Source organism: Caulobacter sp. 602-1, from assembly GCF_003931565.1.
GTDB lineage: Bacteria > Pseudomonadota > Alphaproteobacteria > Caulobacterales > Caulobacteraceae > Caulobacter.
Genome location: NZ_RRYI01000002.1, coordinates 62483 through 87860, shown reverse-complemented (window position 1 = coordinate 87860; position 25378 = coordinate 62483). Strand labels below are relative to the sequence as shown.

At 68.9% G+C, this 25378-nt stretch carries 23 protein-coding genes; 8 read left to right on the top strand and 15 right to left on the bottom strand.

Translation table 11 applies throughout. The features are described from left to right. Positions 1 to 1251, bottom strand: coding sequence for an FAD-binding oxidoreductase (locus tag EIK80_RS05180; RefSeq protein ID WP_125155927.1), 1251 nt, complete (start codon positions 1249 to 1251; stop codon positions 1 to 3). 120 nt (positions 1252 to 1371) lie between these two features. Next, a complete protein-coding gene (locus tag EIK80_RS05175; RefSeq protein WP_125155926.1) occupies positions 1372 to 2769 on the bottom strand; it encodes a glutamine synthetase family protein in 1398 nt (465 codons plus the stop codon). A 63-nt stretch (positions 2770 to 2832) separates the two neighbouring features. Here EIK80_RS05175 and EIK80_RS05170 point away from each other — a divergent pair, with 63 nt between their 5' ends. Both EIK80_RS05170 and EIK80_RS05165 read left to right on the top strand, forming a co-directional pair. Next, positions 2833 to 3015 (top strand): antitoxin, encoded by a 183-nt coding sequence (locus EIK80_RS05170; protein ID WP_125155925.1) that lies wholly within the window; start codon positions 2833 to 2835, stop codon positions 3013 to 3015. After that, positions 3003 to 3278: a type II toxin-antitoxin system RelE/ParE family toxin gene (locus EIK80_RS05165; RefSeq protein ID WP_125155924.1), complete on the top strand. Its 276-nt coding sequence runs from the start codon at positions 3003 to 3005 to the stop codon at positions 3276 to 3278. Before EIK80_RS05170 ends, EIK80_RS05165 begins: the two co-directional genes overlap by 13 nt. A 2-nt stretch (positions 3279 to 3280) precedes the next feature. Here EIK80_RS05165 and EIK80_RS05160 read toward each other — a convergent pair whose 3' ends face one another. The 10 genes from EIK80_RS05160 to EIK80_RS05115 form a co-directional block, all read right to left on the bottom strand. After that, entirely contained in the window at positions 3281 to 4684 is a 1404-nt protein-coding gene (locus EIK80_RS05160) for an aspartate aminotransferase family protein (RefSeq protein ID WP_125155923.1), read from the bottom strand. Positions 4685 to 4834: 150 nt separating this feature from the next. Then, the gene (locus EIK80_RS05155; RefSeq protein ID WP_125155922.1) at positions 4835 to 5953 is read right to left on the bottom strand and encodes an ABC transporter ATP-binding protein; all 1119 of its coding nucleotides are present in this window, start codon (positions 5951 to 5953) and stop codon (positions 4835 to 4837) included. Next, positions 5950 to 6807: an ABC transporter permease gene (locus EIK80_RS05150; RefSeq protein ID WP_125155921.1), complete on the bottom strand. Its 858-nt coding sequence runs from the start codon at positions 6805 to 6807 to the stop codon at positions 5950 to 5952. Before EIK80_RS05150 ends, EIK80_RS05155 begins: the two co-directional genes overlap by 4 nt. Continuing rightward, entirely contained in the window at positions 6804 to 7712 is a 909-nt protein-coding gene (locus EIK80_RS05145; RefSeq protein WP_125155920.1) for an ABC transporter permease, read from the bottom strand. Before EIK80_RS05145 ends, EIK80_RS05150 begins: the two co-directional genes overlap by 4 nt. Positions 7713 to 7865: 153 nt before the next feature. Further along, the gene (locus EIK80_RS05140) at positions 7866 to 8960 is read right to left on the bottom strand and encodes a PotD/PotF family extracellular solute-binding protein (protein ID WP_125155919.1); all 1095 of its coding nucleotides are present in this window, start codon (positions 8958 to 8960) and stop codon (positions 7866 to 7868) included. A 52-nt stretch (positions 8961 to 9012) separates the two neighbouring features. Continuing rightward, positions 9013 to 10392, bottom strand: coding sequence for a glutamine synthetase family protein (locus EIK80_RS05135; RefSeq protein ID WP_125155918.1), 1380 nt, complete (start codon positions 10390 to 10392; stop codon positions 9013 to 9015). Continuing rightward, the gene (locus tag EIK80_RS05130; RefSeq protein ID WP_125155917.1) at positions 10389 to 11744 is read right to left on the bottom strand and encodes an aspartate aminotransferase family protein; all 1356 of its coding nucleotides are present in this window, start codon (positions 11742 to 11744) and stop codon (positions 10389 to 10391) included. The genes EIK80_RS05135 and EIK80_RS05130 overlap by 4 nt, the downstream gene beginning before the upstream one ends. After that, complete coding sequence (locus EIK80_RS05125) at positions 11741 to 13195, bottom strand: NAD-dependent succinate-semialdehyde dehydrogenase (protein WP_125155916.1); 1455 nt, start codon at positions 13193 to 13195, stop codon at positions 11741 to 11743. Before EIK80_RS05125 ends, EIK80_RS05130 begins: the two co-directional genes overlap by 4 nt. Before the next feature lie 7 nt (positions 13196 to 13202). Beyond that, on the bottom strand, positions 13203 to 14693 hold the full coding sequence (locus EIK80_RS05120) for an aldehyde dehydrogenase (RefSeq protein ID WP_125155915.1): 1491 nt from the start codon (positions 14691 to 14693) through the stop codon (positions 13203 to 13205). A 66-nt stretch (positions 14694 to 14759) separates the two neighbouring features. Further along, positions 14760 to 15434 (bottom strand): GntR family transcriptional regulator, encoded by a 675-nt coding sequence (locus EIK80_RS05115; RefSeq protein ID WP_125156610.1) that lies wholly within the window; start codon positions 15432 to 15434, stop codon positions 14760 to 14762. A gap of 69 nt (positions 15435 to 15503) precedes the next feature. On the opposite strand from EIK80_RS05115, the gene EIK80_RS05110 reads away from it, so the two are divergent. From EIK80_RS05110 to EIK80_RS05100, 3 genes are all read left to right on the top strand, one after another. Then, the gene (locus EIK80_RS05110; RefSeq protein WP_125155914.1) at positions 15504 to 16844 is read left to right on the top strand and encodes an aspartate aminotransferase family protein; all 1341 of its coding nucleotides are present in this window, start codon (positions 15504 to 15506) and stop codon (positions 16842 to 16844) included. Positions 16845 to 16931: 87 nt separating this feature from the next. Beyond that, a complete protein-coding gene (locus EIK80_RS05105) occupies positions 16932 to 18374 on the top strand; it encodes a serine hydrolase (protein WP_125156609.1) in 1443 nt (480 codons plus the stop codon). 110 nt (positions 18375 to 18484) lie between these two features. Next, a complete protein-coding gene (locus tag EIK80_RS05100) occupies positions 18485 to 19630 on the top strand; it encodes an acyltransferase (RefSeq protein ID WP_125155913.1) in 1146 nt (381 codons plus the stop codon). Here the strand turns inward: EIK80_RS05100 and EIK80_RS05095 are convergent. Together EIK80_RS05095 and EIK80_RS05090 are read right to left on the bottom strand one after the other, a co-directional pair. Beyond that, complete coding sequence (locus EIK80_RS05095; protein WP_125155912.1) at positions 19627 to 20589, bottom strand: GNAT family N-acetyltransferase; 963 nt, start codon at positions 20587 to 20589, stop codon at positions 19627 to 19629. The two genes, EIK80_RS05100 and EIK80_RS05095, sit on opposite strands and share 4 nt — an antisense overlap. Positions 20590 to 20657: 68 nt before the next feature. Beyond that, entirely contained in the window at positions 20658 to 21140 is a 483-nt protein-coding gene (locus tag EIK80_RS05090; protein ID WP_125155911.1) for a hypothetical protein, read from the bottom strand. A gap of 141 nt (positions 21141 to 21281) precedes the next feature. Between EIK80_RS05090 and EIK80_RS05085 the strand changes: the two genes are divergently transcribed. From EIK80_RS05085 to EIK80_RS05075, 3 genes are read left to right on the top strand one after another with little or no spacing between them, the layout of a single operon-like run. Next, the gene (locus tag EIK80_RS05085) at positions 21282 to 21665 is read left to right on the top strand and encodes a BlaI/MecI/CopY family transcriptional regulator (RefSeq protein WP_125155910.1); all 384 of its coding nucleotides are present in this window, start codon (positions 21282 to 21284) and stop codon (positions 21663 to 21665) included. Further along, positions 21665 to 23332 carry a M56 family metallopeptidase gene (locus EIK80_RS05080; protein WP_125155909.1) on the top strand — a complete coding sequence of 556 codons (1668 nt, stop codon included), beginning with the start codon at positions 21665 to 21667 and terminating at the stop codon, positions 23330 to 23332. Before EIK80_RS05085 ends, EIK80_RS05080 begins: the two co-directional genes overlap by 1 nt. A 24-nt stretch (positions 23333 to 23356) precedes the next feature. Beyond that, positions 23357 to 24700 (top strand): M56 family metallopeptidase, encoded by a 1344-nt coding sequence (locus EIK80_RS05075; protein WP_125155908.1) that lies wholly within the window; start codon positions 23357 to 23359, stop codon positions 24698 to 24700. 62 nt (positions 24701 to 24762) lie between these two features. Here EIK80_RS05075 and EIK80_RS05070 read toward each other — a convergent pair whose 3' ends face one another. Beyond that, positions 24763 to 25218 carry a hypothetical protein gene (locus tag EIK80_RS05070; RefSeq protein ID WP_125155907.1) on the bottom strand — a complete coding sequence of 152 codons (456 nt, stop codon included), beginning with the start codon at positions 25216 to 25218 and terminating at the stop codon, positions 24763 to 24765. Positions 25219 to 25378: the final 160 nt, after the last annotated feature.

Genomic DNA, 25378 nt, shown 5'->3' with positions numbered 1-25378 from the left:
CTACAGCCGGTCCCGCAGCGCGTACCAGGTCAGACCGGCCACGGTCAGCGGCCACCGCAGCAGGCGTCCGCCAGGGAACGGCGGCGTGGGCAGGCGCGCCAGCAGGTCGGCGCCGCCCGTCTCGCCCAGCGCGGCGTCGGCCAGCAGCTTGCCGACGTGGGGCGCCAGCATCACCCCCTGCCCGGAATAGCCGGACGCCGCGCGGACGCCCGGCGCGATCTCGCCGACGAAGGGCATCCGGCTCATGGTGATGCCCAGGGTCCCGCCCCAGGCGTGGGTGATCGGGACATCGGCCAGCCGCGGATAGACCTTGGCGAGGTTCTTGCGGACCATGCCGGCGATGTCGCTGGGAAACCCGGGCCGGTAGTTCTCGCCGCCGCCGAACAGCAGCCGGCCGTCGGGCGTCTTGCGGAAGTAGTTCACGACGAACCGGCTGTCGGCCACCGCCGCGTTGGAGCGGATGATCGTCTCGGCCAGATCGCCCAGCGGCGCGGTGACGGCGATGAAGTTGTTGATCGGCATGACCCGCGCGCGGGCCCCGCCGGCCATGGCGTTCAGCAGGCCATCGCCGCTGAGGATCAGCTGATCGCAGGTCACCCGGCCCAGCGTGGTCTCGACGACGATCCGGCCGCCCTGGCGGGTCCAGCTTTCGGCGCGGGTGTGCTCGTGGACCACCGCCCCCGCCGCCATCGCCGCGCGCGCCATGCCAAAGGCCAGCTTCAGCGGATGGACATGGCCGCCGCCGCGATCGATCAGGCCGCCGTGATAGACGTCCGTCCCCAGTTCGGCGGCGAGATCGGCCTCGTCGATCAGCGCCAGTTGGTCATAGCCATAGCGGTCCGCCATCAGCGCGACGTGGTCAGCGTCCTCGGCCTCGCCGTTCGGCTTGTGGCGGGCGTGGATCATGCCCGGCCGCCAGTCGCAGTCGATCGTGTCGGTCAGGGTCTTGAAGCGCGCGCGGGCGTCCTCGGCCAGTCGCCACAGGGCCAGGGCGTCGTCACGGCCGACGGTCTTCTCCAGCCAGGCCTGGTCGCGCCGCTGGCCGGTATGGACCTGTCCGCCGTTGCGCCCGGTGGCCGCGCCGCCGACGCGGCTGGCTTCGAGAACAATGGCGCGGCTCCCGAGCGCCAGTGCCGCGCCGAGACCGGTAAAGCCGGCTCCGACGACGCAGACCTCGGCCTGGACGTCGCCCGTGAGCGGCGGCAGATCGGGACGATCATGCGCGGTGGACTCGTACCAGTTCCCCATCATCGCTTGCCCCCACCTGACCGCTTCGCGGTCGTCCGCCCCCGGAGGGGGCGGAAGGTGCGCCACGCCCTTCTTCCCCCTTTGGGGGAGGAGGGCCGCAGGCCCGGAGGGGGCGAGTAATCCTCAAACATTCAGCAGCAGGAACTCCCGCTCCCACGGGCTGATCGTGCGCATGAAGGTCTCATACTCGGCCTGTTTCACGCGGTCATAGGCCTGGCAGAAGATCGGCCCCAGGATCTCGACCAGCGGCTCGCACTGTTCGAACAGCTTGAGGGACTCCGACAGGCTGCGCGGCAGCTGCACGCCGGCCACGCTGGCGTCGGTCGCGACCGGATCGCTCGGCGTCAGCCCCTGGGTCATGCCCAGATAGCCCGCCGCCAGCGAAGCCGCGATGGCCAGGTACGGATTGGCGTCCGACGAGGGGATGCGGTTCTCGAGACGCCGGTTCTCCGGCCCGGACGGCGGCACCCGCAGGCCGCAGGTGCGGTTGTCATAGCCCCACTGGGTGTTGACCGGGGCCCCGCTGTCGCGCGCAATGCGGCGGTAGCTGTTCACGTACGGCGCCAGGATCGCCATGATCGCCGGCAGATAGGTCTGCTGGCCGGCGATGAAGCCGTGGAACAGCGCCGTCTCCTCGCCCTTCTTGTCCGAGAACAGGTTCTTGCCATCCTTGTCGACGATCGACTGGTGGATGTGCATGGCGCTGCCGGGCTCGCTGGCCATCGGCTTGGCCATGAAGGTGGCGTAGATCTCGTGCTCAAGCGCCACCTCGCGGATGGTGCGCTTGAACATGAACACCTGGTCGGCCAGCTCCAGCGGATTGCCGTGGCGGAGATTGATCTCCATCTGGGCCACGCCGCTTTCGTGGATCAGGGTGTCGATCTCCAGGCCCTGGCGCTCGGAGTATTCGTACATGTCCTCGAACAGCGCGTCGAACTCGTTGACCGCGCTGATCGAATAGCCCTGCCGCCCGGTCTCGGGCCGGCCCGATCGCCCGATGGGCGGCTTAAGCGGGTAGTCGGGGTCGGTGTTCTTGTCGACGAGGTAGAACTCTATCTCCGGCGCGACGATCGGCACCCAGCCCTTCTCGGCGTACAGCGCCAGCACCCGCCGCAGCACCTGGCGCGGCGCCTCCTCGACCGGACGGCCGTCGGGGTGGAAGGCGTCATGGATCACCTGGGCGGTCGGGTCCTGGGCCCACGGCACGGCGGCCAGGGTCGCGAAGTCCGGGGTCAGGAAGATGTCGGTGTCCGACTGCACCGCGCTGACCGCGCCCTCGAACTCGGGAAAGTCACCGGTGATGGTCTGGTAGAACACCGCCAGCGGCAGGTTCATCGACGGCGTCCCCAGGAACTTGCGCACCGGCATGATCTTGCCGCGCGCCACCCCGGCCAGATCGGGGACCACGCACTCGATCTCCTCGATGCTCTGGCGCGCGAACCAGGCCTGGGCCTCCTCCAACGACGAAACGCCCCGATTGAGCGTGGTCTCGCGCTTGGCCTTGTTGTGCTTGGGCTTCATGACGCGCTCCAAAAGCTCGGTTTTTCCCGATTTGTTCTCGGAAAGTTTCTGCTATCGTAGGGCATGGCCGAGCCCGAACCCGACATCTTCGACGAGCTTGAAGACGAAGCCGAACGTCTTGCCGAGGCTGAAGCCGACGCCGATGTGGCGGCGGGTCGGGTTGTCCCGCATGAGCAGGTGCGAGAGTGGCTGTTGTCCCTTGGAACGCCTGACCAGCTGCCCACGCCATATTCGTGGCGAAAGTAGTCTGGACCGACCGCGCTTCCGCGGACGTCGAAGCGATCGTCGCCTACATCATCAGCCAGTCCAAACCCCTCGCCGCCCAGCGTCTCGGTCAGAAACTGGCGGCGGTTGGCGACAGTCTCGAAAGCCATTCTGATCGCGGCCGCGCCATTTCGCGGGGCCGACGCGAGATCACCGTCGTCACGCCCTACCTGCTGCGCTACCGCATCGTCGGCGACCAGGTCTTCATCCTGGAAGTCCGCCACGGCGCACGCCGCTCCTCCTAGCCTCATGACGCCGCCTCCGGCTTCAAGGCGCGAAGCACGGGCTCGGCCTCGTCCAGCGACTGGCGGATGATCGCGACCAGCTTGTCGATCTCGGCGTGGGTGATGATCAGCGGCGGGCAGCAGACGATGCTGTCGCGGATGGCGCGGACCATCAGGCCGTTCTTGATGCAGAGGTCGCGCACGATCGGACCGGCCTCGCCCTCCTTGTCGAGGAAACGATGGTTGGTCCCCTTCTCGCGGACGATCTCGATAGCTCCAATCAAACCAAGCGAGCGGGTTTCGCCGACCAGCGGGTGGTCGTTGAGGGTCGCCAGGGCCTTGGCCAGATAGGGACCGGTGTCGTCGCGGGTCCGCTCGATCAGGCCCTCGCGCTCCATGATCTCGATGTTCTTAAGCGCCACCGCCGCGCAGGTCGGGTGGCCCGAATAGGTAAAGCCGTGGATGAAGTCGCCGCCCTTCTCGCGCAGCTCGGCGACGATATGGTCGGCCACGCCGACGGCCGAGATCGGCAGGTAGCCGGACGACAGGCCCTTGGCCATGGCGATCAGGTCCGGCTTGATCCCGTAGTGCTGGTGGCCGAACCACTGGCCCAGGCGCCCGAAGCCGCAGATCACCTCGTCGCAGACCAGCAGGATGCCGTACTTGCGGCACAGGGCCTCGACCGCCGGCCAGTAGCCGTCCGGCGGGATGATCACCCCGCCCGCCCCCTGCACCGGCTCGCCGATGAAGGCGGCGACATTCTCGGGGCCGACCTCGAGGATCTTGTCCTCAATGGCCTTGACGGCGCGGTCGCGGAAGGCGGCCGGGTCCTCGCCGAAGCCGTCGCCGAACGGATAGGGCTGCATGACGTGCTCGACGCCGGGGATCGGCAGGTCGCCCTGCACGTGCATGTGCTTCATGCCGCCCAGCGAGACCCCGGCCACGGTCGAGCCGTGATAGGCGTTCCAGCGGCTGATGAAGACCGTCCGCTGCGGTTCGCCCTTGAGTTTCCAATAGTGGCGGACCAGGCGGAAGACCGTGTCATTGGCCTCCGACCCCGACGAGTTGAAGAATACGTGGCTCAGATGGCCGCCCATCTTGCTCGCGATCTTGGCCGCAAGGGTCACGGTCGGGGGCGTCGCGGTCTTGAAGAAGGTGTTATAGTACGGCAGCTCCAGCATCTGCTCGTAGGCGGTCTCGGCCAGCTCGACGCGCCCATAGCCGACATTGACGCACCACAGGCCGGCCATGCCGTCGAGGATCTGGTGACCGTCCCCGTCATGGATATAGACACCGTCGGCGCGGGTGATGATCCGGCTGCCGCCCAGCTCGGCGATGACCTTGTGGTCGGCCTGGGCCGGCAGATGGTGGGCCAGGTCCAGGCGCCGGAGCTCGGCGATGTCGTGGTTGCGGATCGGGACGGTCATTTCACTGTAACTCCTGCGTTTCCTCAATCACTTGCCCCCACCTGACCGCTTCGCGGTCGTCCGCCCCCGGGAGGGGGGCGGAAGCTTCGCGCGGCGTCCTTCTTCCCCCTTCGGGGGAGGAGCGCGTAGCGCGGAGGGGGCCAGTGAGCCCTATGACAACAGCACCGCCGGCGAGCAGGCGTGCCAGCACAGCCACACCGTCTCGCCCAGCTTGAAGTCCTCCTGGTCCCAGCGGGTCAGGTTCGAGCGCTGGACCTTGATCCGACGCCCACCGGCGATCTCGACCTCGTAGGTCGATTGGCCGCCTAGATAGGCTTCGTGCTTGATGACGCCCGCGATGGCGTTGGTCCCTTGCGGGCAGTCGCCGAGATTGGGCGGCGTGTCGCCATCCTTCTTGTGCAGCTCGATCTTCTCGGGGCGGATCGCCGCCCAGACCGTGCCGCCGCGCGGGCCGGTGACGCCATGGTCCAGGAAGATGTCGACCGGCAGGTCCGGAGAGCGGATCACCGCGTGGCTGGGCTCGTCGACGGCCAGCACGCCCTCGAACAGGTTCACCTGGCCGATGAAGTCGGCGACGAACCGGCTGTTGGGGAACTCGTAGAGGTCGCTGGGGGTGGCCACCTGCTGCAGCAGGCCCTTGCTCATCACCGCGCAGCGGGTGGCCAGGGCCAGCGCCTCGTCCTGGTCGTGGGTGACCATGATGAAGGTGATGCCGACCTTCTCCTGCAGGGTGCAGAGTTCAGTGCGCATCTGCTCGCGCAGCTTGGCGTCCAGGGCCGACAGCGGCTCGTCCAGCAGCAAGACGCGGGGCCGTTTCACCAGCGCGCGGGCCAGGGCCACGCGCTGACGCTGGCCGCCGGACAGCTGGTCGGGCTTGCGGTCGCCGTAACCGCCCAGTTGCACCAGTTCCAGCGCCTCCTCGACGCGCCGCTCGCGCTCGGCCTTGCCGACCTTGTCGACCACCAGGCCGTAGGCGACGTTGTCGGCCACGCTCATGTGCGGGAACACGGCGTAGGACTGGAACACCATGTTCACCGGCCGCTTGTTGGGCGGGATGTTCGAGATGTCCTGGCCATCGATCAGGATCCGGCCCTCGGTGGGCGTCTCGAAACCGGCCAGCATCCGCAGCAGGGTGGTCTTGCCGCAGCCCGACGGCCCCAGCAGGGCGAAGAACTCGCCCTCGGTCACGGTCAGGGAGACGTTGTCGACCGCCGCCAGCTTGCCGAAGCGCTTGGTGACGTTCTCGAAGGTGATGATCGGCTTGCTCATTTGGCGTCCCCCGCCCCATGCCCCGCCGTGGCGGCCGGGTCCCCCTGCAGTTTCAGCGCCGCCGCGGTCAGCAGCACGGTCAGCACGATCAGCACCGTCGAGGCCGCGTTGACCTCCGGCGTCACCGAGAAGCGGACCATCGAATAGACCTTCACCGGGAAGGTCACCGTGTCCGGGCCGGCGGTGAAGAAGGTGATGACGAAGTCGTCCAGGCTCAGCGTGAAGGCCAGCAGCGCCCCGGCCACCAGCGACGGCGCCATGTGCGGCAGGATCACGTCCTTGATGGTGCGGAACTCGCCGGCCCCCAGGTCGCGGGCGGCCTCCTCCATCTCGCGATTGAAGCTGGCCATGCGCGCGCGCACCACCACCGCCACGAACGGGAACGAGAACGAGACGTGGGCGATGATGATCGCTCCCAGGTTCAGCGGCCACGGCAGCCCCTGCGGCCACGGCATGACCCGGGCGAAGAACACCAGCATGGCCACGCCCATGCAGATCTCGGGCACCACGATCGGCAGGGCCAGCGCCCCATCCAGGGCCGTCTTGCCGGGGAAGCGGAAGCGCCACAGCAGCAGGGCCGCCGAGGCGCCGAGGATCAGGCTGATCACCGTCGAGGCCGCCGCGATCGTCAGGCTGTTGCCGAACGCTTCCAGCAGGGCGGAGTCGTTGAACAGCTTGTCGTAATATTTGAGCGTGAAGCCCTTCCAGACGATGTTGCGCCGGCTGTCGTTGAAACTGAACGCCATCAGGGCGACCAGCGGCGCGTAGAGAAAAATCCCCACCATCGCCAGCCAGGCCTGCATAGGCCAGCGGCGGAGGTACTCTAGCGGACCGGGCGGGCTGCGCTTGCTCATCCCTTGGCCTCCGGGGTCTTCTTGGCCAGCACTGCCTGGATCGCGATGGCGATGAAGGTCAGGTACATCAGCACGAACGACATGGCCGCGCCGAACGGCCAGTCGTTGGCGCGCTTGAACTGGCGCTCGATGACATTGGCGATCATCTGGCTGTCGGGGCCGCCCAGCAGGTCCGGCGTCAGATAGGCGCCGAGGGCCGGGATGAAGGTGATCAGGATTCCCGAGGCGATGCCCGGCAGGGCCAGCGGCACGACCACCTTGAACAGGGTCCGCATGTGGCCCGCGCCGAGGTCCAGGCTGGCCTCCAGCAGCGACTTGTCCAGGCGGTCGAGGGCCGAATAGAGCGGCAGCACCATGAACGGCAGGTGGACGTAGACGAGGCCCAGGATCACCGCGAAATTGTTGTGCAGCAGCCCCAGCGGCTGGAAGTCGCCCAGCGGTTGGAGCCCCACCAGCGCCGCCAGACCGCTGCCGCCCTTCCACAGCCATTCCAGGCCCTGGTTGACGTAGCCCTCTGTGCGCAGGACGGCGATCAGGGCGTAGGTGCGGATCAGGAGGTTCGTCCAGAACGGCAGCATGATCATCAGCAGCAGCCAGGTCTTGGCCTTGTCGGACGCGAAGGTGATGGCCAGGGCGACCGGAAAGCCCAGCACCAGGCACAGGCCGGTGGTCAGCCCCGCCACCCAGGCCGACTTCAAGAAGATCTTCAGGTACAGCGGCTCGATCGCCCGGGCGTAGTTGTGGAACGTGCCGGTGATGGCGATCTGGGTTAGGCCCTCGTTGTGGCCGAAGCTGTAGGCCCAGACGATCGCCATCGGCGCCAGGAAGAACACCACCAGCCACACCAGCGGCGGTCCCAGCGCGGCGGCGAAGACGGCCTTGGCCTGTTTCCAGCTCTGCTCCATCAAGATCCCCGCTTTCGTGGATCCTCCCTCGCGATGCGGGGGAGGTGGCCCAGAGGGCCGGAGGGGGCTAACTCGGCCTATGCCGTGAAGGCCCCCTCAGTCGCTTCGCGACAGCTCCCCCGCATCGCGAGGGAGCATCTAACGCGCCCAGACCTAAGCCGCCCGCACCCGAGTGATGATTTCCTCGTACTGGCTGGCCTTCTCGGCGCCTTCGAAGGCGCCGTACTCGCACTTGGCCATCACGTCGGCCGGCGGGAAGATCACCGGATTGTTGCGGTAGCTGTCCGGCATCAGCGCCTTGGCCGCCGCGTTGGGGGTCGGGTAGAGGATCGTCTTGGTGATCTCGGCCCCGGCCTGGGCGTCCAGCAGGTAGTTGATGAAGGCGTGGGCGTTGTTGGGTCGCGGCGCGCCCTTGGGGATGCACAGGGTGTCGCTGTTGATCAGCGAGCCTTCCTTGGGCACCACGAAGTCGAGGTCCGGATCGTCCTTCATCACCTGGGCGATGTCGCCATTGTATTCCAGCACCAGATCGACCTCGCCCGAGACCAGCAGGTCCTGGCCGTTGTCGTCGTGGAAGGCCTTCACGAACGGCTTCTGCTTGATCAGCATCTGCTCGATCTTCGGCAGCATGTCGGCCGGGATGTTGTTGACGCTGTGGCCCAGATACTTGGCCGACAGACGCACCAGGTCGGCGCTTTCCGACAGCAGGGCGATGCGGCCCTTGTACTTGTCGCTGTCGAACAGCCACTTCCAGCTGTCGGGCACGCCCTGGACCTTGCTCTTGCGATAGCCGATGCCGAGCAGCAGCCAGGTGTAGGGCATCGAGTACTTCCGGCCCGGGTCGAAGTCCGGGTTCAGGAAGGACGGGTCGATGTTCTTCATGTTCGGGATCTTGGCGTGATCCAGCGGCTCGAGCATGCCGGCCTGGCCCATGCGGGTCACGAACTCGTTCGACGGCACGATCACGTCGAAGCCCGGATTGCCCGCCTTGAGTTTGGCGAACAGCTCATCATTGGTCGCGAACAGGCTCATGTTCACGTCGACGCCGGTCGCCTTCTTGAAGTCGCCCAGCGTGGTCTCGCCGATATAGGTGTCCCAGTTGTAGAAGTTCAGCTTGGGCTCTTCGCCGCCCGCCCCCGTGGCCTTGGGCTTTTCGCCGCAGGCCGTGAACGACAGGCCGATGGCCGCCGCCCCGAAGGCCGTGAGAAGCGAGCGCCGCGAGGCCCCGCCGTTCCTGTATCCGCTCATTCGAAACTCCCTCTTGTTCCGTGTGTGCCTTGCCTTGGGCAGCTACTCGCCGTCAGGCGTTGCGGAGGTACCAGTCGAAATCGAGTTCGGTGACGACCTCGAAGAAGCGCGCCTGTTCCGTGCGCTTGACCGAGACGAACATGTCCACGAAGCGGTCGCCGAGATAGTCGCGCAGAACCTCGGACGTCTCGAACAGGTCAACCGCCCCGAACCAGTTGGACGGCAGCCGGATGTTCTCCTTGGCCGCCGCCGCATAGCCGTCGCCGACCACCGCAGGGCCCGGATCCAGCTTGTTCTTGATGCCATGGTGGGCGCTGGCCAGCAGCACGGCCAGCACCAGATACGGATTGCCGTCGGCGCCCGCGACCCGATGCTCGACGTGGCGGGTCTTGGGCGGACCAGCGGGGACGCGCAGGCTGACCGTGCGGTTGTTGACGCCCCAGGTCGGCGCCACCGGCGCGTAGCTGTTGGCCTTGAAGCGGCGATAGCTGTTGGCGTTGGGCGCCAGGATCGCCATGCCTTCGCCCAGCAGCAGCTTCATGCCGGCGATGGCCTGTTTCAGCAGCGGCGAGCCCTCCAGGTCCTCGGCGGCGCACAGGTTGTTGCCGTCGGCGTCATTGACGCTGAGATGGACGTGGAAGCCGTTGCCGGCCCGCTCCGCCCACGGCTTGGCCATGAAGGTCGCCTCGCAGCCGTGACGCAGGGCCACGCCCTTGGCGGCGCGTTTGTACAGCACCGCGTCGTCGGCCGCGCGCAGGGCGTCGGGCTTGTGCTTCAGGGTCAGTTCGACCTGGCCCGGGGCGAATTCCGAGATCGCGCCTTCCAGCGGCACGCCCAGCACGTCGGCGGTGTCCCACAGCTCGCGCAGGAACGGGGCGTGGGCCTCCAGCTCGGGCAGGCCATAGACCTGGATGCCGGTGGGCCGCAGGCCGGTCTGCATCGACTTGGCCGGCATCAGCTCGCCGTTCGGGCCGCGCTGCAGATCGACGAGGTAGTATTCCAGCTCGCAGGCGGCGACGGGCGTCAGGCCATCGGCGGCGTAGCGGTCCAGCACCCGTTGCAGCACGTGGCGCGGGTCGAGGTCGTTGGGCGTCCCGTCCAGCTCGTACATCGACAGCATGACCTGGGCGACGTCGGGACCCAGCCACGGGGCCAGGGTCAGCGTGCCCGGCACGGGCCGCGCGCGGCGGTCGGCGTCGCCGTCCTCCCAGACCAGGCCCGTGTCCTCGCAGTCGGCGCCGTTGGTGTCGACCACCAGCACCGAGCCCGGCAGGAAGCGGCCATACTCGTAGATCGCCTCCAGCTCATGAACCCGCAGCCGCTTGCCGCGCGGCACGCCGGTCATGCTGGTGAAGAACACCTCGACGAACTTCACCTGCGGGTTCGCGGCGAGGAAGTCGCGGCATTCCTGGATGTCGGCTACGGCGCTCATGCGTCCCCCATTGCGGCCGCGAAGCCGTCCACGGCCGCGACCAGCCGGTCGATCGCCGCATCGTCGGTGACGGGCGAGACCAGCATCATGTTGTGAAAGGGCGCGATCAGGACGCCCCGGTTGATCAGCCACAAGTGCAGCGCTTCCACCGCCTGATGGTCCAGCACTTTCCGCATCGCAGCGGCATTCTTCGGTGGAGGATCGGCGAACACCAGTTCGACGCGGGCGCCGACATGGGCCACCGACCACGGCAGTTTGCGCGCGGCGATCACGGTCTTCAGACCCGCGACCAGCCGCTCGGCGCCGGCCAGCATCTTCGCGTAGGCCGCATCGGTCATCACCTCGGACAGCATGGCCCGCATGGCCGCCATGGCCAGGGCGTTTCCGGACAGGGTGGTGCCGATGCCCGACTGGCCCGCCCCGACCCGCGCCTGGGCCGCGTCCATGCGCGCCGAAAGCTCGGCGGTGACGCCCCAGACGGCGGCCGGCACGCCGCCGGCGATCGCCTTGCCCAGCACGAAGACGTCGGGCTCCAGGCCATGGGCGCGGGTGTAGCCGCCAGGCCCGGTCGAGATCGTGTGGGTCTCGTCGAGGATCAGCAGGGTCCCGGCGTCGCGGGTCAGGCGGCGCAGGGCCTCGTGGAAGCCGGGCTCGGGCAGGATCATGCCGCAGTTGGTCATCACCGGCTCGGCCAGCACGGCGGCGACCTGGTCGGAGGCGAGCGCGTTCTCCAGGGCCGCCAGGTCGTTGAACGGAACCACCCAGGTGGTGGCGGTCAGGTCGTGGACCTGGCCCAGCAGGCCCGGCTTCATGACGCGCTCGCTGTCCTTCAGCACCACGAAGGCGTCATCGACCATGCCATGGTAACATCCGTCGAACACCAGGATCACCGGCCGGCCGGTGACCGCCCGCGCCCAGCGGATCGCCGCCCGGTTGGCGTCGCTGGCCGTGGTCGCGGTCTGCCACAGCGGCAGGCCGAAGCGCTCGGCCAGCAGCTTGCCGACGATCACCGCCGAGGCGGTCGGCAGCATGAAGCCCGCGCCGCGCTTGATTTGGTCGGACACGGCCGCCGCGACCGACGCATCCCCGTGCCCGAACATCGACGGCGTGTCGCCCAGGCAGAAGTCGTCATAGAGCCTGCCGTCGACGTCGGTGATCTGCGCCCCGACGCCCTGGGCGGCGAAGATCGGGCTGGGGCTGGCCCAGTCGTTCATCCAGTGCATCGGCGCGCCGCCGCGCCAGTGGGCGGCGGCCGCCTTGGCCATGGCCACGGAGCGCGGATGCTCGGCCGTGAACCGCGCGCGTTCGCTGGCGAGAAGGTCGGGGAGGGTTCGGGCGAGGTCGGCGATCATCCCACCCCGCCAAAGCACAGATACTTGGTCTCCAGATACTCATCCAAGCCCTCGGACGAGCCCTCGCGGCCCAGGCCGGATTCCTTCACGCCGCCGAACGGCGCCACTTCGGTGGAGATCAGGCCTTCGTTGATCCCGACCATGCCGGCCTCGATCGCCTCGGCCACGCGCCAGCAGCGGGCGACGTCGCGGCTGTAGAAATAGGAGGCCAGGCCGAACGGCGTGGCGTTGGCAAGGTCGATGGCTTCGGCTTCCGTCTCGAACTTCACGATCGGCGCGACCGGGCCGAAGATCTCTTCCTGGAACAGCCGCATGTCGGGCGTGGCGCCGGTCAGCACGGTGGGCTGATAGAAGAGGCCGCCCAGTTGGTGGCGCTCGCCGCCCACGACGACCTTGGCCCCATCCGCGACGGCCTCGCGCACCAGGCTTTCCACCTTGGCGATGGCCTTGTCGTTGATCAGCGGGCCGATCGTCACGCCCTCGCCGGTCCCCGGACCGACCTTCATCGCCGCGACCTTCTCGGCCAGCCGCGCGGCGAAGGCGTCGTGGATGCCGGCCTGGACGATCAGCCGGTTGGCGCAGACGCAGGTCTGGCCGGTGTTGCGGTATTTGCTGGCGATCGCGCCGTCGACGGCGGCCTCCAGATCGGCGTCGTCGAAGACGATGAAGGGCGCGTTGCCGCCCAGCTCCAGGCTGAGCTTCTTCATCGTGCCGGCGCACTGCTGGTAGAGCACCTTGCCCACCGGCGTGGAGCCGGTGAACGACAGCTTGCGCACCCGGCCGTCTTCGCACAGGGCCTTGCCGATGCCGGCCGAGTCCTTGCCAGTGACGACGTTGAGCACGCCCGCCGGCACGCCCGCCTCGACCGCCAGGCGGGCGATGGCCAGGGCGCACAGCGGCGTCTCGGCGGCCGGCTTGACCACCACCGTGCAGCCCGAGGCCAGGGCCGGCCCGACCTTGCGGGTGATCATGGCGATCGGGAAGTTCCACGGCGCGATGGCGGCGCAGACCCCGACCGGTTGCCTGATCGACATCAGCCGCTTGCCCGGCATGGGCGTCGGTATGGTGTGGCCGTAGCCGCGCTTGGCCTCGTCGGCGAACCAGTCGATGAACGCCGCGCCATAGGCCACCTCGCCCTTCGCCTCGGCCAGCGGCTTGCCTTGCTCGGCGGTCATCAGCCGGGCCAGGTCGTCGGCGTGGGCGAGCATCAGGTCGCTCCACTTGCGCAGGATCGCGCCGCGTTCCTTGGCCGTCTTGGCGGCCCAGGTCGGGAAGGCCCGGTGCGCGGCCTCGATCGCCACCCGCGTCTCGCCGGGGCCGAGGTCAGCGACCTTGGCGATCACCGTCCCGTCGGCCGGGTTCAGCACCTCGAAGGTGGCGTCGCCCTCGATCCAGAGGCCGTCGATGAAGGCTTCGGTTTCAACGAGATTCAGGCGGGAAGAACTGGTCATGGGCGGGCTACCTCAGCGTCACGGACACCGACTTCAGGTCGGCGTACTTGTGCAACGCATGAAGGCTGCGGTCACGGCCAAAGCCCGACTGCTTGAAGCCCCCGAACGGCATGGTGATGTCGCAGGCGTCCCAGCCATTGACCCAGACCAGACCCGCCTTCAGCCGCCGCGCGCCGCGCAGGGCGCGATTGATGTCGGACGTCCAGAGGCCGGCGGCCAGACCGTAGACGGTGTCGTTGGCCAGTCGCAGCGCCTCGTCCTCGGACTTGAAGCTCATCACCCCCAGCACCGGCCCGAACACCTCCTCGCGCGCCAGGGTGTGGTCGGCGTCCAGGCGGTCGAAGATGGTCGGCTCGACATAGAAGCCGCCGGTCTCGCGGCGGATGCGCTGGCCGCCCAGCACGCGGCGCGCGCCCTGGCTGTCGGCGGTGGCGATATAGTCCAGCGCGGTGTTCATCTGCCGCTCGCTGACCATGGCGCCGAACTGGGTGGCCGGGTCCAGCGGATCGCCAACGACCATCGATTTCGCGACGGCCACGACCTTCTCCAGGAATTCGTCCTTGATCGAGGCCTCGACCAGCAGCCTTGAGGCGGCGGTGCAGACCTCGCCCTGATTATAGAACACGCCCCAGGCGGCGGCCTGGGCGGCGGCGTCCAGGTCCGGGCAGTCGGCGAAGACGATCTGGGGCGACTTGCCGCCCAGCTCCAGGCTGACCCGCTTCAGGTTCGAGCGAGCCGAATATTCCATCAGCTTGCGGCCGACCGGGCCCGAGCCGGTGAAGGCGATCATGTCGACGTCCATCGACAGGGCCAGGGCCTCGCCGGCGACGCCGCCCAGGCCGGGGACGACATTGAGCACCCCGGCCGGAAGCCCGGCCTCGAGGGCCAGTTCGCCCAGCTTCAGAGCGGTCAGCGGCGACTGCTCGGCGGGCTTCAGCACCACGGAGTTGCCCATCGCCAGGGCCGGAGCGACCTTCCACATCGCCATGTGCAGCGGGAAGTTCCACGGCACGATCGCTCCGATCACGCCCAGCGGCTCATGGACGGCGTAGCTCAGACGGTCGACCGGCGAAGCCCCGACCTCGCCATAGACCTTGTCCAGCGCCTCGGCGTACCAGCGGCAGGTGTTGATCGCGAGCGGCACATCGACATTGCGCGCATCACTGATCGGCTTGCCGACGTCCAGGCTCTCCAGCAGGGCCAAGTCCTCGGCGTCGCGCTCCATCAGTTCGGCGAGGCGGAACAGCACCTTCTTCTTGGCGCGCGGGCTCTGGTCGCGCCAGCGGCCATCCTCGAAGGCCGTGCGGGCGCTGAACACGGCCAGCGCCACGTCCTCGGGCTGGCAGGCCGTCACCAGGTTCAGCACCCGGCCGTCGCGCGGCGAGACATTGTGGAAGGTCGCGCCGGACACGGCCTCGACCCGCGCGCCATCGATCACCGCCCGGCTGGGCGGCTCCAGGCGGGACAGTCGCTCGGTGATGTCGGCGGGCAGGGTCAAGCGGCGAGGTCCATACCAATTGTGATCACAGTTTTACGGCGAACCAGAAGTGTCAAGCATTCGACTTTACGAGGCGGCGTCCACCGCCACGCGCATCTTGTCCATGCCTTCGGAAAGGTCAGCGGCGACGGCGCGGCGGGCGCCCTCGGGGTCGCGGGTCTCCAGCGCCTCGATCGCCTCGGCGTGACGGTCGGCGACAAGGCCGTCGGCCCCGACCCGTCCGAACACCACCCGCATGAACGGCCCGACCTGCAGCCACAGGCCGCCGGCCATCGACAGCAGCACGTCCGCCCCCGCCCGCTCGTAGATCGCGAAATGGAAAGCGTGGTTGGCGGTCATGTAGCGGTCGACATCGCCCAGCCGCAGCGCCTCGTCGACATCGGCGTCGATGGCCCGCAGCTGGCGCACCAGGCTGGCGTCGGCGTTGGCCGCGGCGCGGGCGGCCAGCTCCGGCTCGACCCATAGCCGGGCCAGGGACAGCTGCTCGAGCCGGTCGGCGGTGAGCGAGGGCACGGACAGGCGCTTGTTGGCCGGATTGATCGCCAGGGCCCGCTCGGCGACGAGGCGGCGCACGGCGTCGCGCACCGGCATCGGCGAGACTCCCAGTTCGGCCGCCAGGCTGCGCAGCGACACGCCCTTGCCGGGGGCGATCCGGCCGGTGATCAGGGCCTGGCGGATGGCCTCGTAGACCCGGTCATGGACGGCGGTCTGGTCGGCCAGCGGACGGCGGGTCTGAACCATCTTTTCCACCGCCTCTCCAAGCCCGGCCATAAAAGCTCTCTTTACGAGAGGGGCTCAATTGCGATCACAATGCAAGGCTCTCGCGAAGGACCTCCCATGCCCAGCGCCAACGATCTCGACGCCTTCTGGATGCCGTTCACGCCGAACCGGCGATTCAAGGCCCATCCCCGGATGCTCTCGTCCGCCAAGGGCATGATCTACAAGACGCCGGAGGGCCGCGAGGTGCTGGACGCCACCGCCGGCCTCTGGTGCGTCAACGCCGGCCATGATCGCCCGAAGATCCGCGAAGCCATCCAGCGCCAGGCGGCCGAGATGGACTACGCCCCCTGCTTCAACATGGGCCATCCGCTGGCCTTCCAGTTCGCCTCGCGCCTGGCGCAGATCACGCCGAAGGGGCTGGACCGGATCTTCTTCACCAACAGCGGTTCGGAGTCGGTCGACACGGCGCTGAAGATCGCCCTGGCCTATCACCGCGCCCGGGGCAAGGGGACCAAGACCCGGCTGATCGGCCGCGAGCGCGGCTATCACGGCGTCGGCTTCGGCGGCATCTCGGTGGGCGGCATCCCGACCAACCGCAAGTATTTCGGCTCCCTGCTCACCGGCGTCGACCACCTGCCCCACACCCACGGCATTCCGGGCAACCACTTCGCCAAGGGCCAGCCCGAGCATGGCGCTCACCTGGCCGACGACCTGGAGAAGATCGTGGCCCTGCACGACGCCTCCAACATCGCCGCGGTGATCGTCGAACCCGTGGCCGGCTCGACCGGCGTGCTGGTCCCGCCCAAGGGCTATCTCGAACGCCTGCGGGCGATCTGCGACAAGCACGACATCCTGCTGATCTTCGACGAGGTGATCACCGGCTTCGGACGCCTGGCCGCCCCGTTCGCCGCCGACCGCTTCGGCGTCACGCCCGACCTGCTCTGCCTGGCCAAGGGGCTGACCAACGCCACCGTCCCTTGCGGCGCGGTGGCGGCCTCCACCGGGATCTACGACACGATGCTCGAGGGCGCCGACGCGCCGATCGAGCTGTTCCACGGCTACACCTATTCGGCCCACCCCCTGGCCTGCGCCGCTGGCCTCGCCACCCTGGAGACCTACCAGGAGGACGACCTCTTCAATCGCGCCGCGTCCATCGAGGCCTACTGGCAGGACGCCATGCACAGCCTGGCCGACGCCCGCCACGTCATCGACATCCGCAACCTCGGCCTCGTCGCCGGCATCGAGCTTTCGCCCCGCCCGGGCGCGCCAACCGCCCGGGCGATGGAGACGTTCGAGACCTGCTTCGACGAAGGCCTGCTGATCCGCGTCACCGGCGACATCATCGCCCTGTCGCCGCCGCTGATCCTGGAGAAGAGCCATATCGACCGCATGGTCGAGACGCTTCGCAAGGTGCTGGCGAAGGTCGACTAGGCGCGCGCACATTACCGATTGTTGTGTTGCCCTCCCGGCCCGGAGCCTCTGAACTCCTTGCCGCACAAGGGGGCTCGCCACGTGACCATGATCAGATCCGCCGTCATCCTCGCGATCGCCTGCGCCATCGCGGCGCCAAGCTGGGCCGCGAACCCGACGGTCGAGCAGCGCGTCCGAAGCGTGACGACCGGCCTGCGATCCGCCGTCGAGATCCGGGGCGCGCCGCCGGCCAAGCAGAGCCTTCAGAGCCGGATGGCCGCCCTGCACGTGCCGGGCGTCGCCATCGCGGTGATCAAGGGCGGCAAGATCGAGTGGGCGCGCGGCTTCGGCGCCACCCGCCAGGGCGGCGAGCCGGTGACCGCCGACACGCTGTTCCAGGCCGGCTCGGTCAGCAAGCCGGTCGCGGCCATGGCCGCCCTGGCCGTGGTCGAGGACGGTCGGCTGTCGCTCGATACGGACGTCAACAAGACCCTGAAGAGCTGGACCCTGCCGGCCAGCCCGTTCACCGCGACCACGCCGGTCACCCTGCGCGCGCTGCTGTCGCACACGGCCGGGACCACGGTGCATGGCTTCGCCGGCTACGCGGCCGGCGCGCCTGTTCCGACCCTGCCCCAGGTGCTGAGCGGAACGGCCCCGGCCAACTCTGCGCCAGTCGTCGTCGACCAGGCCGTGGGGAGCGCCTATCGCTATTCCGGCGGGGGTTATTCGATCGCCCAGCAGATGATGGTCGACGCCACGGGCCAGACCTTCCCCGCCATCGTTCGCGACAAGGTGTTCGCGCCGATCGGCATGACCCGCAGCACTGAGGACCAGCCGCTGGACGCCGCGCGCTCGGCCCACGCGGCTTGGCCGCACGACAGCGCCGGCGCGGTCGTTGAGGGCGGCCCTCACACCTATCCGGAAATGGCCGCCGCCGGCCTGTGGACCACCGCCAACGACCTCGCCAGATTCGTCATCGACCTGGCGAAGTCGGCGAACGGCGAGACCGGCCACGTCCTGTCGCCCAAGACCGCCCGCGAGATGCTGACGCCGGTGAAGTCCGACTACGGCCTGGGCGTGTCGATCCAGGGCGCCACGGCGCGCAAGTACTTCTACCACAACGGGTCCAACGCCGGGTACAAGGCGGTGATCCTGGCCTATCCCGACACCGGCGACGGCGTCGTCGTGCTGACCAACGGCGACCAGGGCTATCAGCTCAGTGAGGCGATCGTCCGCGCCGTCGCGGTCGAATATGGCTGGCCCGACTATCACCCCGTCGAACGTCCGGTCGTCCCTCTGTCGGCGGCCGAGCAGGCCAAGTTCGCCGGGACGTTCACCCTGGGGGGCGACGACGATTTCACGATCCGCCGCGACGGCGACCGACTGGTGGCGGACATCTGGAAGGGCGTCGTCGACCCGCTGTTCCCCAGCTCGGCCAGCAGCTTCTTCATCACCGCCCAGGACCTGACGGTCAGCTTCAGCGACCCCGACCACGGCGTGCTGACCCTGCGCGACTACAAGGGGGCCTTCACCCGCAAGCCGACGAAGTGATCCTTGAATTTGTCCTAGGGACAAATTCGGAAACCCCCTTGTCGTCCGCCAACGAATACAGCAAGCCTCCCGCCCAATACTGAAAAGGGGCGGGGAGGCCCTGATCGCGCATGAGTTCCGACGCCGCCGCGACCTCGACCGACGCCACCGCGCCCGCCAAGAGCCACTACGTCATCCTCGATGGACTGCGGGGCGTCGCCGCCTTGATGGTGGTGCTGTTCCACCTGTTCGAGGCCCATGCCGGCGGCGACCCGGAACGGCAGATCATCAATCACGGCTATCTGGCGGTGGACTTCTTCTTCCTGCTGTCGGGCTTCGTGGTCGCCTACGCCTATGACGACCGCTGGGGCGGCATGAGCGTCTGGCAATTCTACAAGCGCCGCCTGGTGCGCCTGCAGCCGATGATCATCGTCGGCGCGCTGATCGGCGCGGCCCTGCTGGGCCTCCAGCATTGGTCGCTGTTCCCCAAGCTGGCGACCGTCACCGCCGGGCAGGTGCTGCTGATGGTGCTGCTGAGCTTCGTGATGATCCCGATGACCCCGGCGGCCGAGCCGCGCGGCTGGGGCGAGATCTATCCGCTGAACGGACCGCAGTGGTCGCTGTTCTACGAGTACATCGCCAACATCCTCTACGCCGTGGGCCTGCGGAAGTTGTCGAACCGCTGGCTGGGCGCGCTGGTCGCGGCGTCGGCGCTGGCGCTGATCGGCCTGCTGGTCCTGGGGCCGCGCGGCGACGTGATCGGCGGCTGGGCTTTGGACAGGAGCGGCGTCCAGATCGGCCTGACGCGGGTGATGTTCCCGTTCTTCGCCGGCGTGCTGCTAATGCGCCTGGGCAAGCGGATCAAGGTTCCCAACGCCTTCGCCGTCTGCAGCCTGCTGCTGGTCGCGGGCCTGTCGCTGCCGCGCTTCGGCGTGGGCGAACTTCGCTGGGTGAACGGCCTCTATGAAGCCGCCTGCATCATCCTGCTGTTCCCGCTGATCGTCGCCATCGGCGCGGGCGAGAAGAACGCGGACGGGCCCAGCGTGCGGATCGCCCGCTTCTTCGGCGACCTCTCCTATCCGCTCTACATCACCCACTATCCGTTGATCTACATCTACACGGGCTGGGTCGTGGACAGGAAGGTCGGGCCGGCCCAGGGCGCGCTGGTCGGGGCCGGGGTGTTCGTGCTGGCGGTGGCGATCGCCTGGGCCTGCCTCAAGCTCTATGACGAACCGGTCCGGCGCTGGCTGGCCCGCAAGGTCCTCGCCAAGGCCTAACCACGCGGGCGGTACGACATGGCCACGTCGCAGCGCTCGTAGCGCGCCCCGAACATCGCCATGATCTCGGCGTCGTGGACGAAGCCCAGCTTTTCGTAGAGGTGGATGGCCGGCCCGCACTTGCGGTTGGTCAGCAGATAGACCTTGTCCATGCCCAGGCTGGCGGCGCGCTCCAGGGTCTTGGCCAGCAGGAACTCGCCGACCTTCAGCCCCCGGGCGCTGGCCAGGACGCCCATCTTGGTCAGCTCCACCCAGCCGTCCTTCGAGACCATCAGGGCGCAGGTCCCGACCACGCCCAGTTCGGCCGTCTGCGCGAACAGCACCACCCCGCCCTTGTCGAGGATCAGTTCGCGCGGCCGCGACAGCAGGGCGATGTCGTTGTCCTCCAGGACGAACATGTCCTGAATCCATTCGGCGTTGATCCGATAGAAGGCCTCGGCGAGGTCGTCGGAGAAGTCGCGCGCCCACAGGGACGGCGCGCCAGCGGTCTGTATCCGCGTCAGCAGCGAGGCTTCGTCCAGTCGCGCCTCGACCTTGGCCAGGCCCTGCATGAAGTCGCCGGAAAGCCCCTCGACCAGCTCGGCGGCGGCAGGCTCGATACGCGGCAGGAGCTCGGTCTGCACCCGGACCATCAGCGCCTCCCCCGCCTTCGTCAGCGCCAGGCGCTTGGAGCGACCGTCGCCGGGCGTGCGGCGGGCCTCGACGAAGCCGTCGCGCTCAAGGGTTCCGAGGGCGCGGGTGACGGTCGGCTGGGCCAGTCGCAGGCGCTGGGCCAGTTCGCCCACGGCGATCGGGCCATGCAGGCGGATAGTCATCAGCAGCGACATCTGGGCCGGCTGCACCGGCAGGTCCAAGGACCGCGCCACCTCGGCCGCGTCGGCCTGCATCCGCTCGGCCAGGCGCTTGAGGCGGCTGCCTAGGAATCCCACGCCAAACCCCGCCAGCAGATCGACTTCCATCGCGCGCCTCCAGACTCATAGCACGCTATATAGCTTGCTATGAGAATGCGGAACGCGCAAGCGGGCGACTACATCCGGAACGGCGGGATGACCGCGCAACGCACCTGGCCGCCGCGCACCTCGACGGCGGCCGCGTGACCGCCGGTCAGGTCGAAGAACCGGTCACGGCCTCCGACCGACACGACCAGATAGTCGGGCGCGGTGAACTTGCAGACCGGATAGCGCTCCGCCGCGCCGCCCGTCCGGTCGATCAGATGCGTGCAGGTCATCGTCCCGCCCAGGCGCCGGAACAACACGTCGTCATAGGGCGTGGCCTGCGGCAGCCTGCGAAGGCTGCGGAAGGTCAGGGGCTCCAGCGGCGCGCAGGGCGGGCCCTCGACGCGCCAGAAGGCGTCCCGCTGGACCTGAACCGCGCTGTCATGGCGCGCCATGATCGCGAAGCCCAAGCCGATCAGGACCGCGAAACCGAGAGCGACCGCCACCCAGCGCCAGCGGCTGGGCGCCCGCCCCTCGAGCGGTACTTTGACAATGCGGACTTGGTCGCTCGCCATGCCTGAACTCACGCACGTAATTTAGATGTACACACGTAAACTAAGCTGTCACGCCTGTCACTAGAGAACGTCGATCACCACGCTTGACGCGAGCTCGTGACATTTGTAGCGTACCCGTGACATCACTGAGGTCCACGCCCCATGACCGAACCCTCCGACCTGGAACTGGAAGTGCTGAAGGCCTTCTGGCGCGGCGGCGCCATGAGCGCCCGCGAGGCTCAAGGCCTGATCGAGCCCGAGCTGGGCTGGAGCGCCTCGACCACCCGCACCGTGCTGGAGCGGATGGTGGCCAAGGGCCTGCTGGTCCGCCGCTCGGTGCACGGCCTGGCGGTCTATGAGGCCCGGACGGCCAAGGTCGACGTGATCGGCGGCGTGCTGAACCGCCTGCGGGGCCTGCTGGAGATCGACGGCCGCCTGCCCGCCTCGGCCTTCGCCGGCAGCCAGATCCTGTCCGAGACCGAGATCGAGGAACTGGAAGCCCTGCTCAACACCGCCGGGTCCAAGGCCACTGGAGAGGAGAAGTGATGCATCCGCTGCTGACCTCCACCGCCCTGGGGCTGATCGCCGCCTGGCCCGTCGGCGCCCTGGGCTTTGGCCTGGGCCGCGTGGTCGAGCGCCTGACCGAAGATCCGCGCCCGCGCGCCGCCGCCTGGAGCCTGGCCTACGCGCTGCCCGCCGGCGCCCTGGCCGCGACCATCGCCCTGACCTTCGCCCCGGCGTCGATCGAGAAGGCCGCGCCGGCCGCCTCGGGCGCTCCGGGACCGGTCCGCATGGCCGTGGTCGAGACGATCGCCCCGACCGAGCCGACATCCGCCCCCCCGTCGTGGGCTCCCTCCCCCGCCCTGACCAATGGCCTGGCCTGGAGCCTGGTCGGCCTCTCGGCCGCCGGCCTGCTGACGCGCGGCTGGCGCTGGACGCGGGGTCACCGTCGCCTGGCCAAGGTCCGCGCGACCGCCGAACCGTGCCAGGACTTCGCCCTGGTCGAGGCCGTCCGCCTGCGCGCCGCCCGCCTGCGGGTCAGCGCACCGCGCGTGCGGATCAGCGACGCCGTCTCCGAACCGCTGCTGGCCGGCGCCCGCCGCCCGGTGATCCTGCTGCCCAAGGCGCTGGCGCAAAGCGCCGACACCCGCCGGCTGGAGCTGGTCTGCGGCCATGAGCTGGCGCACCTGCGTCGCGGCGACAACTGGAGGATCCCGGCCGAGGAAGCCCTGGCGGGCCTGTTCTGGCTGGTCCCGCCGGTCAAGGCCCTGCGCGGCCGGATGCTGGCCGCGCGCGAAGCCGTCTGCGACCTGACCGCCCTGGACGGCGCCGCGCCGGAAGCCCGCCGCGACTACGCCCGCGTGCTGGTGGAGGCCCTGAGGATGAACGCCCAGCCCTCGCCGCGACTGGCCTTCGAGTCGGCCTTCACCGGTCGCGACCGCGATCTGGCCGCCCTGCGCCTCTCGGCGATCCTGCAGCCGCGAGGCCGCGCCTCGAGCTTGCGGGTCGGCCTGACGCTGGCGCTGGGCGTCGCGCTCGCGGCCGCCACCGGCGCCGGCTCGCTGGCCCTGGCCGCCCAGGCTCGCCGCCTGGCGCCGCCGCCCTCGCCCGAGACGGTCGCGGCCGCGGAGGCCGTGGCGGCCATCGCCGCCGAGGACGCCGCGCCAGCGGTGGAAGCGGCGGCGGCCCTGGACGCCGCCCCGGCCCCCGCTGCACCGGCGGCGGCCGAAGCCGCTCCCGCCCGGGACGCCGTCGCGGCCGGACCCGCTCTGCCGCCCCAGACCCCGACGGCTCCCGCGGCGGCGGCCGAAGCGTCCTCGCCCTTGCCCGCGCTCGCGCCGATGACGCCGACGCGGGTGCGCGCGGGACCCAACCCGAACCCGCGACCCGATCCCCATCCCGACCCACACCCGAACCCACAACCCAATCCCCAGCCCAATCCTCGCCCCAAGTCGAAGCTGACCGGGATCGAGGTCCGGGCCGACAGCCAGGAGACCTCGCTCAAGGAAGACAAGGTGGTCTTCATCGGCGACGTCGAGGTGCGGGGCCGGCTGGACCCGGTGAACGTGGTCGTGAAGGTCAACGGCGCGATAGCCTCACCCTGGTTCCAGCCCGCCGACCTGCGGGTGGGGGTCATCCAGCGCGTGGAAGTGACCAACGCCAAGTCCGGCAATCCGACCGTCAACGTCGTTCTGAACGACCCGCTGAAATAGATCTCGAGCTCGTGGAGTGATCCCATGAACGCGCTCTTCGCCTCCGCCGCCCTCGGCCTGGCCGCCGCCTGGCCGGCCAGCGGACTGGGCTGGGTGCTCGGCAAGGCCGCCGACCGGCTGACCGGCGATCCCCTGACCCGGGTCAAGGCCTGGAACCGGGCGGTGGCCCTGCCGCCGACGGTGCTGGCCCTGATGGTCGGCGTCTCGGCCCTGCCCCGGGAGACCACCGATCCGGTCTATCAGGTCGCCATGACCACCCGCGCCGCAGCCACCGCCGGCGCCGTGGTCCATGACCTGTCGACTCGCGCCCTGCCGGCGGTCAATACCGGCGAGATGCTGGGCACAGTGCTGATCCTGGGCGCGCTGGGCGGCCTGGCCGTCGCGGGCGCCCGCCAGATCGCCGGTCGCGCCAAGCTCGAGCGCATCGTCCGCGACGCCCGTCCCGTCTCACAGGAGCTGGCCCTTGCCGTCCGCGCCGCCGCCCGCCGGCTGGACACCGGCCGGCCCGAGGTGAAGGTCAGCGACGTGATCGACCAGCCCCTGCTGGCCGGCCTGACGACACCGGTCATCCTGCTGCCCGCCGAGCTGGTCGAACGGCTGGATGTCCACCGCCTCGTGCCGATCTGCGCCCACGAGCTGGCGCATCTGAAGCGTGGCGACAACTGGCGGCTGCTGGCCGAGCACCTGCTGGGCGGGCTGTTCTGGATGGTCCCGCCGTTCGCCGCCATCCGCGCTCGCGCCGCCGCCACCCGCGAGGAGCTGAGCGACGCCCTGGCCCTGGACGGCGCCAGCCCCGCCGACCGCCACGGCTATGCCGAGGCCCTGATCGCGGTGTTGCGCGGCCGCGCCGCCCCCGCCCTGCATCCCGCCTTCACCGGCAAAGGACGAAAGCCGACCGCCATGCGCCTGCGAGCCATCACCCATCCCCAGGACCCCGCCAGCTTCACCCGCCGCGCCCTGCTGGGCCTGGCCAGCCTGCTCGCCTTGGCCTTGATCGCCGGCGGCTCGATCGCCCTGGCCCAGCAAGGCGAGAACCAGCGCGGCAGCCGGACCGTCATCAGCGACAACGGCAGCGGCCAGTATGTCGAGATCCGTTCCGACATGGTCCGCGTCAGCAATGCCGAGATCGTCAAGGGCAGGCTGAAGGTTCCGGACGGTCAGGTCTCGACCTATCACGGCCACGTCCAGGTCCGCGGCCGGCTCAAGGCGCCCGAGACGACGGTGCTGCTGAACGGCGACACCCCGCCGGCCGGCTTCGATCCCACCACCCTGCCCGACGGGGCGATCGAGCGGCTGGACGTCGTCAACCACGCGGCCGAAGGCAAGCCGCGCGTGACCCTGAACGTCTTCCTCAAGCCCGGCCTCTAGCATCGCGAAGGCGCGCGGCTAGGCGGCGGAGGTCGCGCCCCCGCCGCCGGCGCCGAGCCGTGTCAGGCCGGGCTCAGGACCTTGAAGTCGGCCTTGGCGCGCGCGGCGTCACCGGTCTTCACGGTGAAATCGTAGTCGCTCCAGTAGATCGCGATGATGTTGGGCGAGCTGCTGTTGAACGACACGGTGTGGGACTCACGCCGCGAGGAGTAGATGCTCAGATAGTAGACGTCGTGCGTCTCGTCCTCGAAGGCCAGGTACATCGAACCGCTGAAGGCGCCGCTGGGCCCCTGGGCGTCGACGCGAACCTGGTAGCTGTAGAAGCCGGCGTTCGACAGGAGCTCGATCCCGAACACCGTACCCTTGTCGTTGGCCACGACGCAGTTCTGCGGCGAGCTGCCGTTCACCGTCGCCGACTGCCCCACCTGCATGCCGCCGGGACAGGTCGCCGTGTGATACTTGCCCCGGTCGGAGCACTCGCCGCAGTCACCCGCAAAGTTCGCCACACCACTGGTCATTTCCTTCTCCCATCGGTTTTTCGTGAGCGATCGGCGCGTCCCGGTTTCTGGGGGGCGACGCCGAGCGCCAAGGTACCAACCACCCGCCGAAATACAATCTATAAGTTCTTTTCATTTCAATTCTATTCAAACGAGCATTCGAGCTTGAGCGTCACGCCTG

What these genes read in the sequence shown, in the direction of transcription:
- EIK80_RS05180 (WP_125155927.1), bottom strand. Translation starts at nt 1,251, where the DNA reads ATGATGGGGAACTGGTACGAGTCCACCGCGCATGATCGTCCCGATCTG.
- EIK80_RS05175 (WP_125155926.1), bottom strand. Translation starts at nt 2,769, where the DNA reads ATGAAGCCCAAGCACAACAAGGCCAAGCGCGAGACCACGCTCAATCGG.
- EIK80_RS05170 (WP_125155925.1), top strand. Translation starts at nt 2,833, where the DNA reads ATGGCCGAGCCCGAACCCGACATCTTCGACGAGCTTGAAGACGAAGCC.
- EIK80_RS05160 (WP_125155923.1), bottom strand. Translation starts at nt 4,684, where the DNA reads ATGACCGTCCCGATCCGCAACCACGACATCGCCGAGCTCCGGCGCCTG.
- EIK80_RS05155 (WP_125155922.1), bottom strand. Translation starts at nt 5,953, where the DNA reads ATGAGCAAGCCGATCATCACCTTCGAGAACGTCACCAAGCGCTTCGGC.
- EIK80_RS05150 (WP_125155921.1), bottom strand. Translation starts at nt 6,807, where the DNA reads ATGAGCAAGCGCAGCCCGCCCGGTCCGCTAGAGTACCTCCGCCGCTGG.
- EIK80_RS05145 (WP_125155920.1), bottom strand. Translation starts at nt 7,712, where the DNA reads ATGGAGCAGAGCTGGAAACAGGCCAAGGCCGTCTTCGCCGCCGCGCTG.
- EIK80_RS05140 (WP_125155919.1), bottom strand. Translation starts at nt 8,960, where the DNA reads ATGAGCGGATACAGGAACGGCGGGGCCTCGCGGCGCTCGCTTCTCACG.
- EIK80_RS05135 (WP_125155918.1), bottom strand. Translation starts at nt 10,392, where the DNA reads ATGAGCGCCGTAGCCGACATCCAGGAATGCCGCGACTTCCTCGCCGCG.
- EIK80_RS05130 (WP_125155917.1), bottom strand. Translation starts at nt 11,744, where the DNA reads ATGATCGCCGACCTCGCCCGAACCCTCCCCGACCTTCTCGCCAGCGAA.
- EIK80_RS05125 (WP_125155916.1), bottom strand. Translation starts at nt 13,195, where the DNA reads ATGACCAGTTCTTCCCGCCTGAATCTCGTTGAAACCGAAGCCTTCATC.
- EIK80_RS05115 (WP_125156610.1), bottom strand. Translation starts at nt 15,434, where the DNA reads ATGGTTCAGACCCGCCGTCCGCTGGCCGACCAGACCGCCGTCCATGAC.
- EIK80_RS05110 (WP_125155914.1), top strand. Translation starts at nt 15,504, where the DNA reads ATGCAAGGCTCTCGCGAAGGACCTCCCATGCCCAGCGCCAACGATCTC.
- EIK80_RS05105 (WP_125156609.1), top strand. Translation starts at nt 16,932, where the DNA reads ATGATCAGATCCGCCGTCATCCTCGCGATCGCCTGCGCCATCGCGGCG.
- EIK80_RS05100 (WP_125155913.1), top strand. Translation starts at nt 18,485, where the DNA reads ATGAGTTCCGACGCCGCCGCGACCTCGACCGACGCCACCGCGCCCGCC.
- EIK80_RS05095 (WP_125155912.1), bottom strand. Translation starts at nt 20,589, where the DNA reads ATGGAAGTCGATCTGCTGGCGGGGTTTGGCGTGGGATTCCTAGGCAGC.
- EIK80_RS05090 (WP_125155911.1), bottom strand. Translation starts at nt 21,140, where the DNA reads ATGGCGAGCGACCAAGTCCGCATTGTCAAAGTACCGCTCGAGGGGCGG.
- EIK80_RS05085 (WP_125155910.1), top strand. Translation starts at nt 21,282, where the DNA reads ATGACCGAACCCTCCGACCTGGAACTGGAAGTGCTGAAGGCCTTCTGG.
- EIK80_RS05080 (WP_125155909.1), top strand. Translation starts at nt 21,665, where the DNA reads ATGCATCCGCTGCTGACCTCCACCGCCCTGGGGCTGATCGCCGCCTGG.
- EIK80_RS05075 (WP_125155908.1), top strand. Translation starts at nt 23,357, where the DNA reads ATGAACGCGCTCTTCGCCTCCGCCGCCCTCGGCCTGGCCGCCGCCTGG.
- EIK80_RS05070 (WP_125155907.1), bottom strand. Translation starts at nt 25,218, where the DNA reads ATGACCAGTGGTGTGGCGAACTTTGCGGGTGACTGCGGCGAGTGCTCC.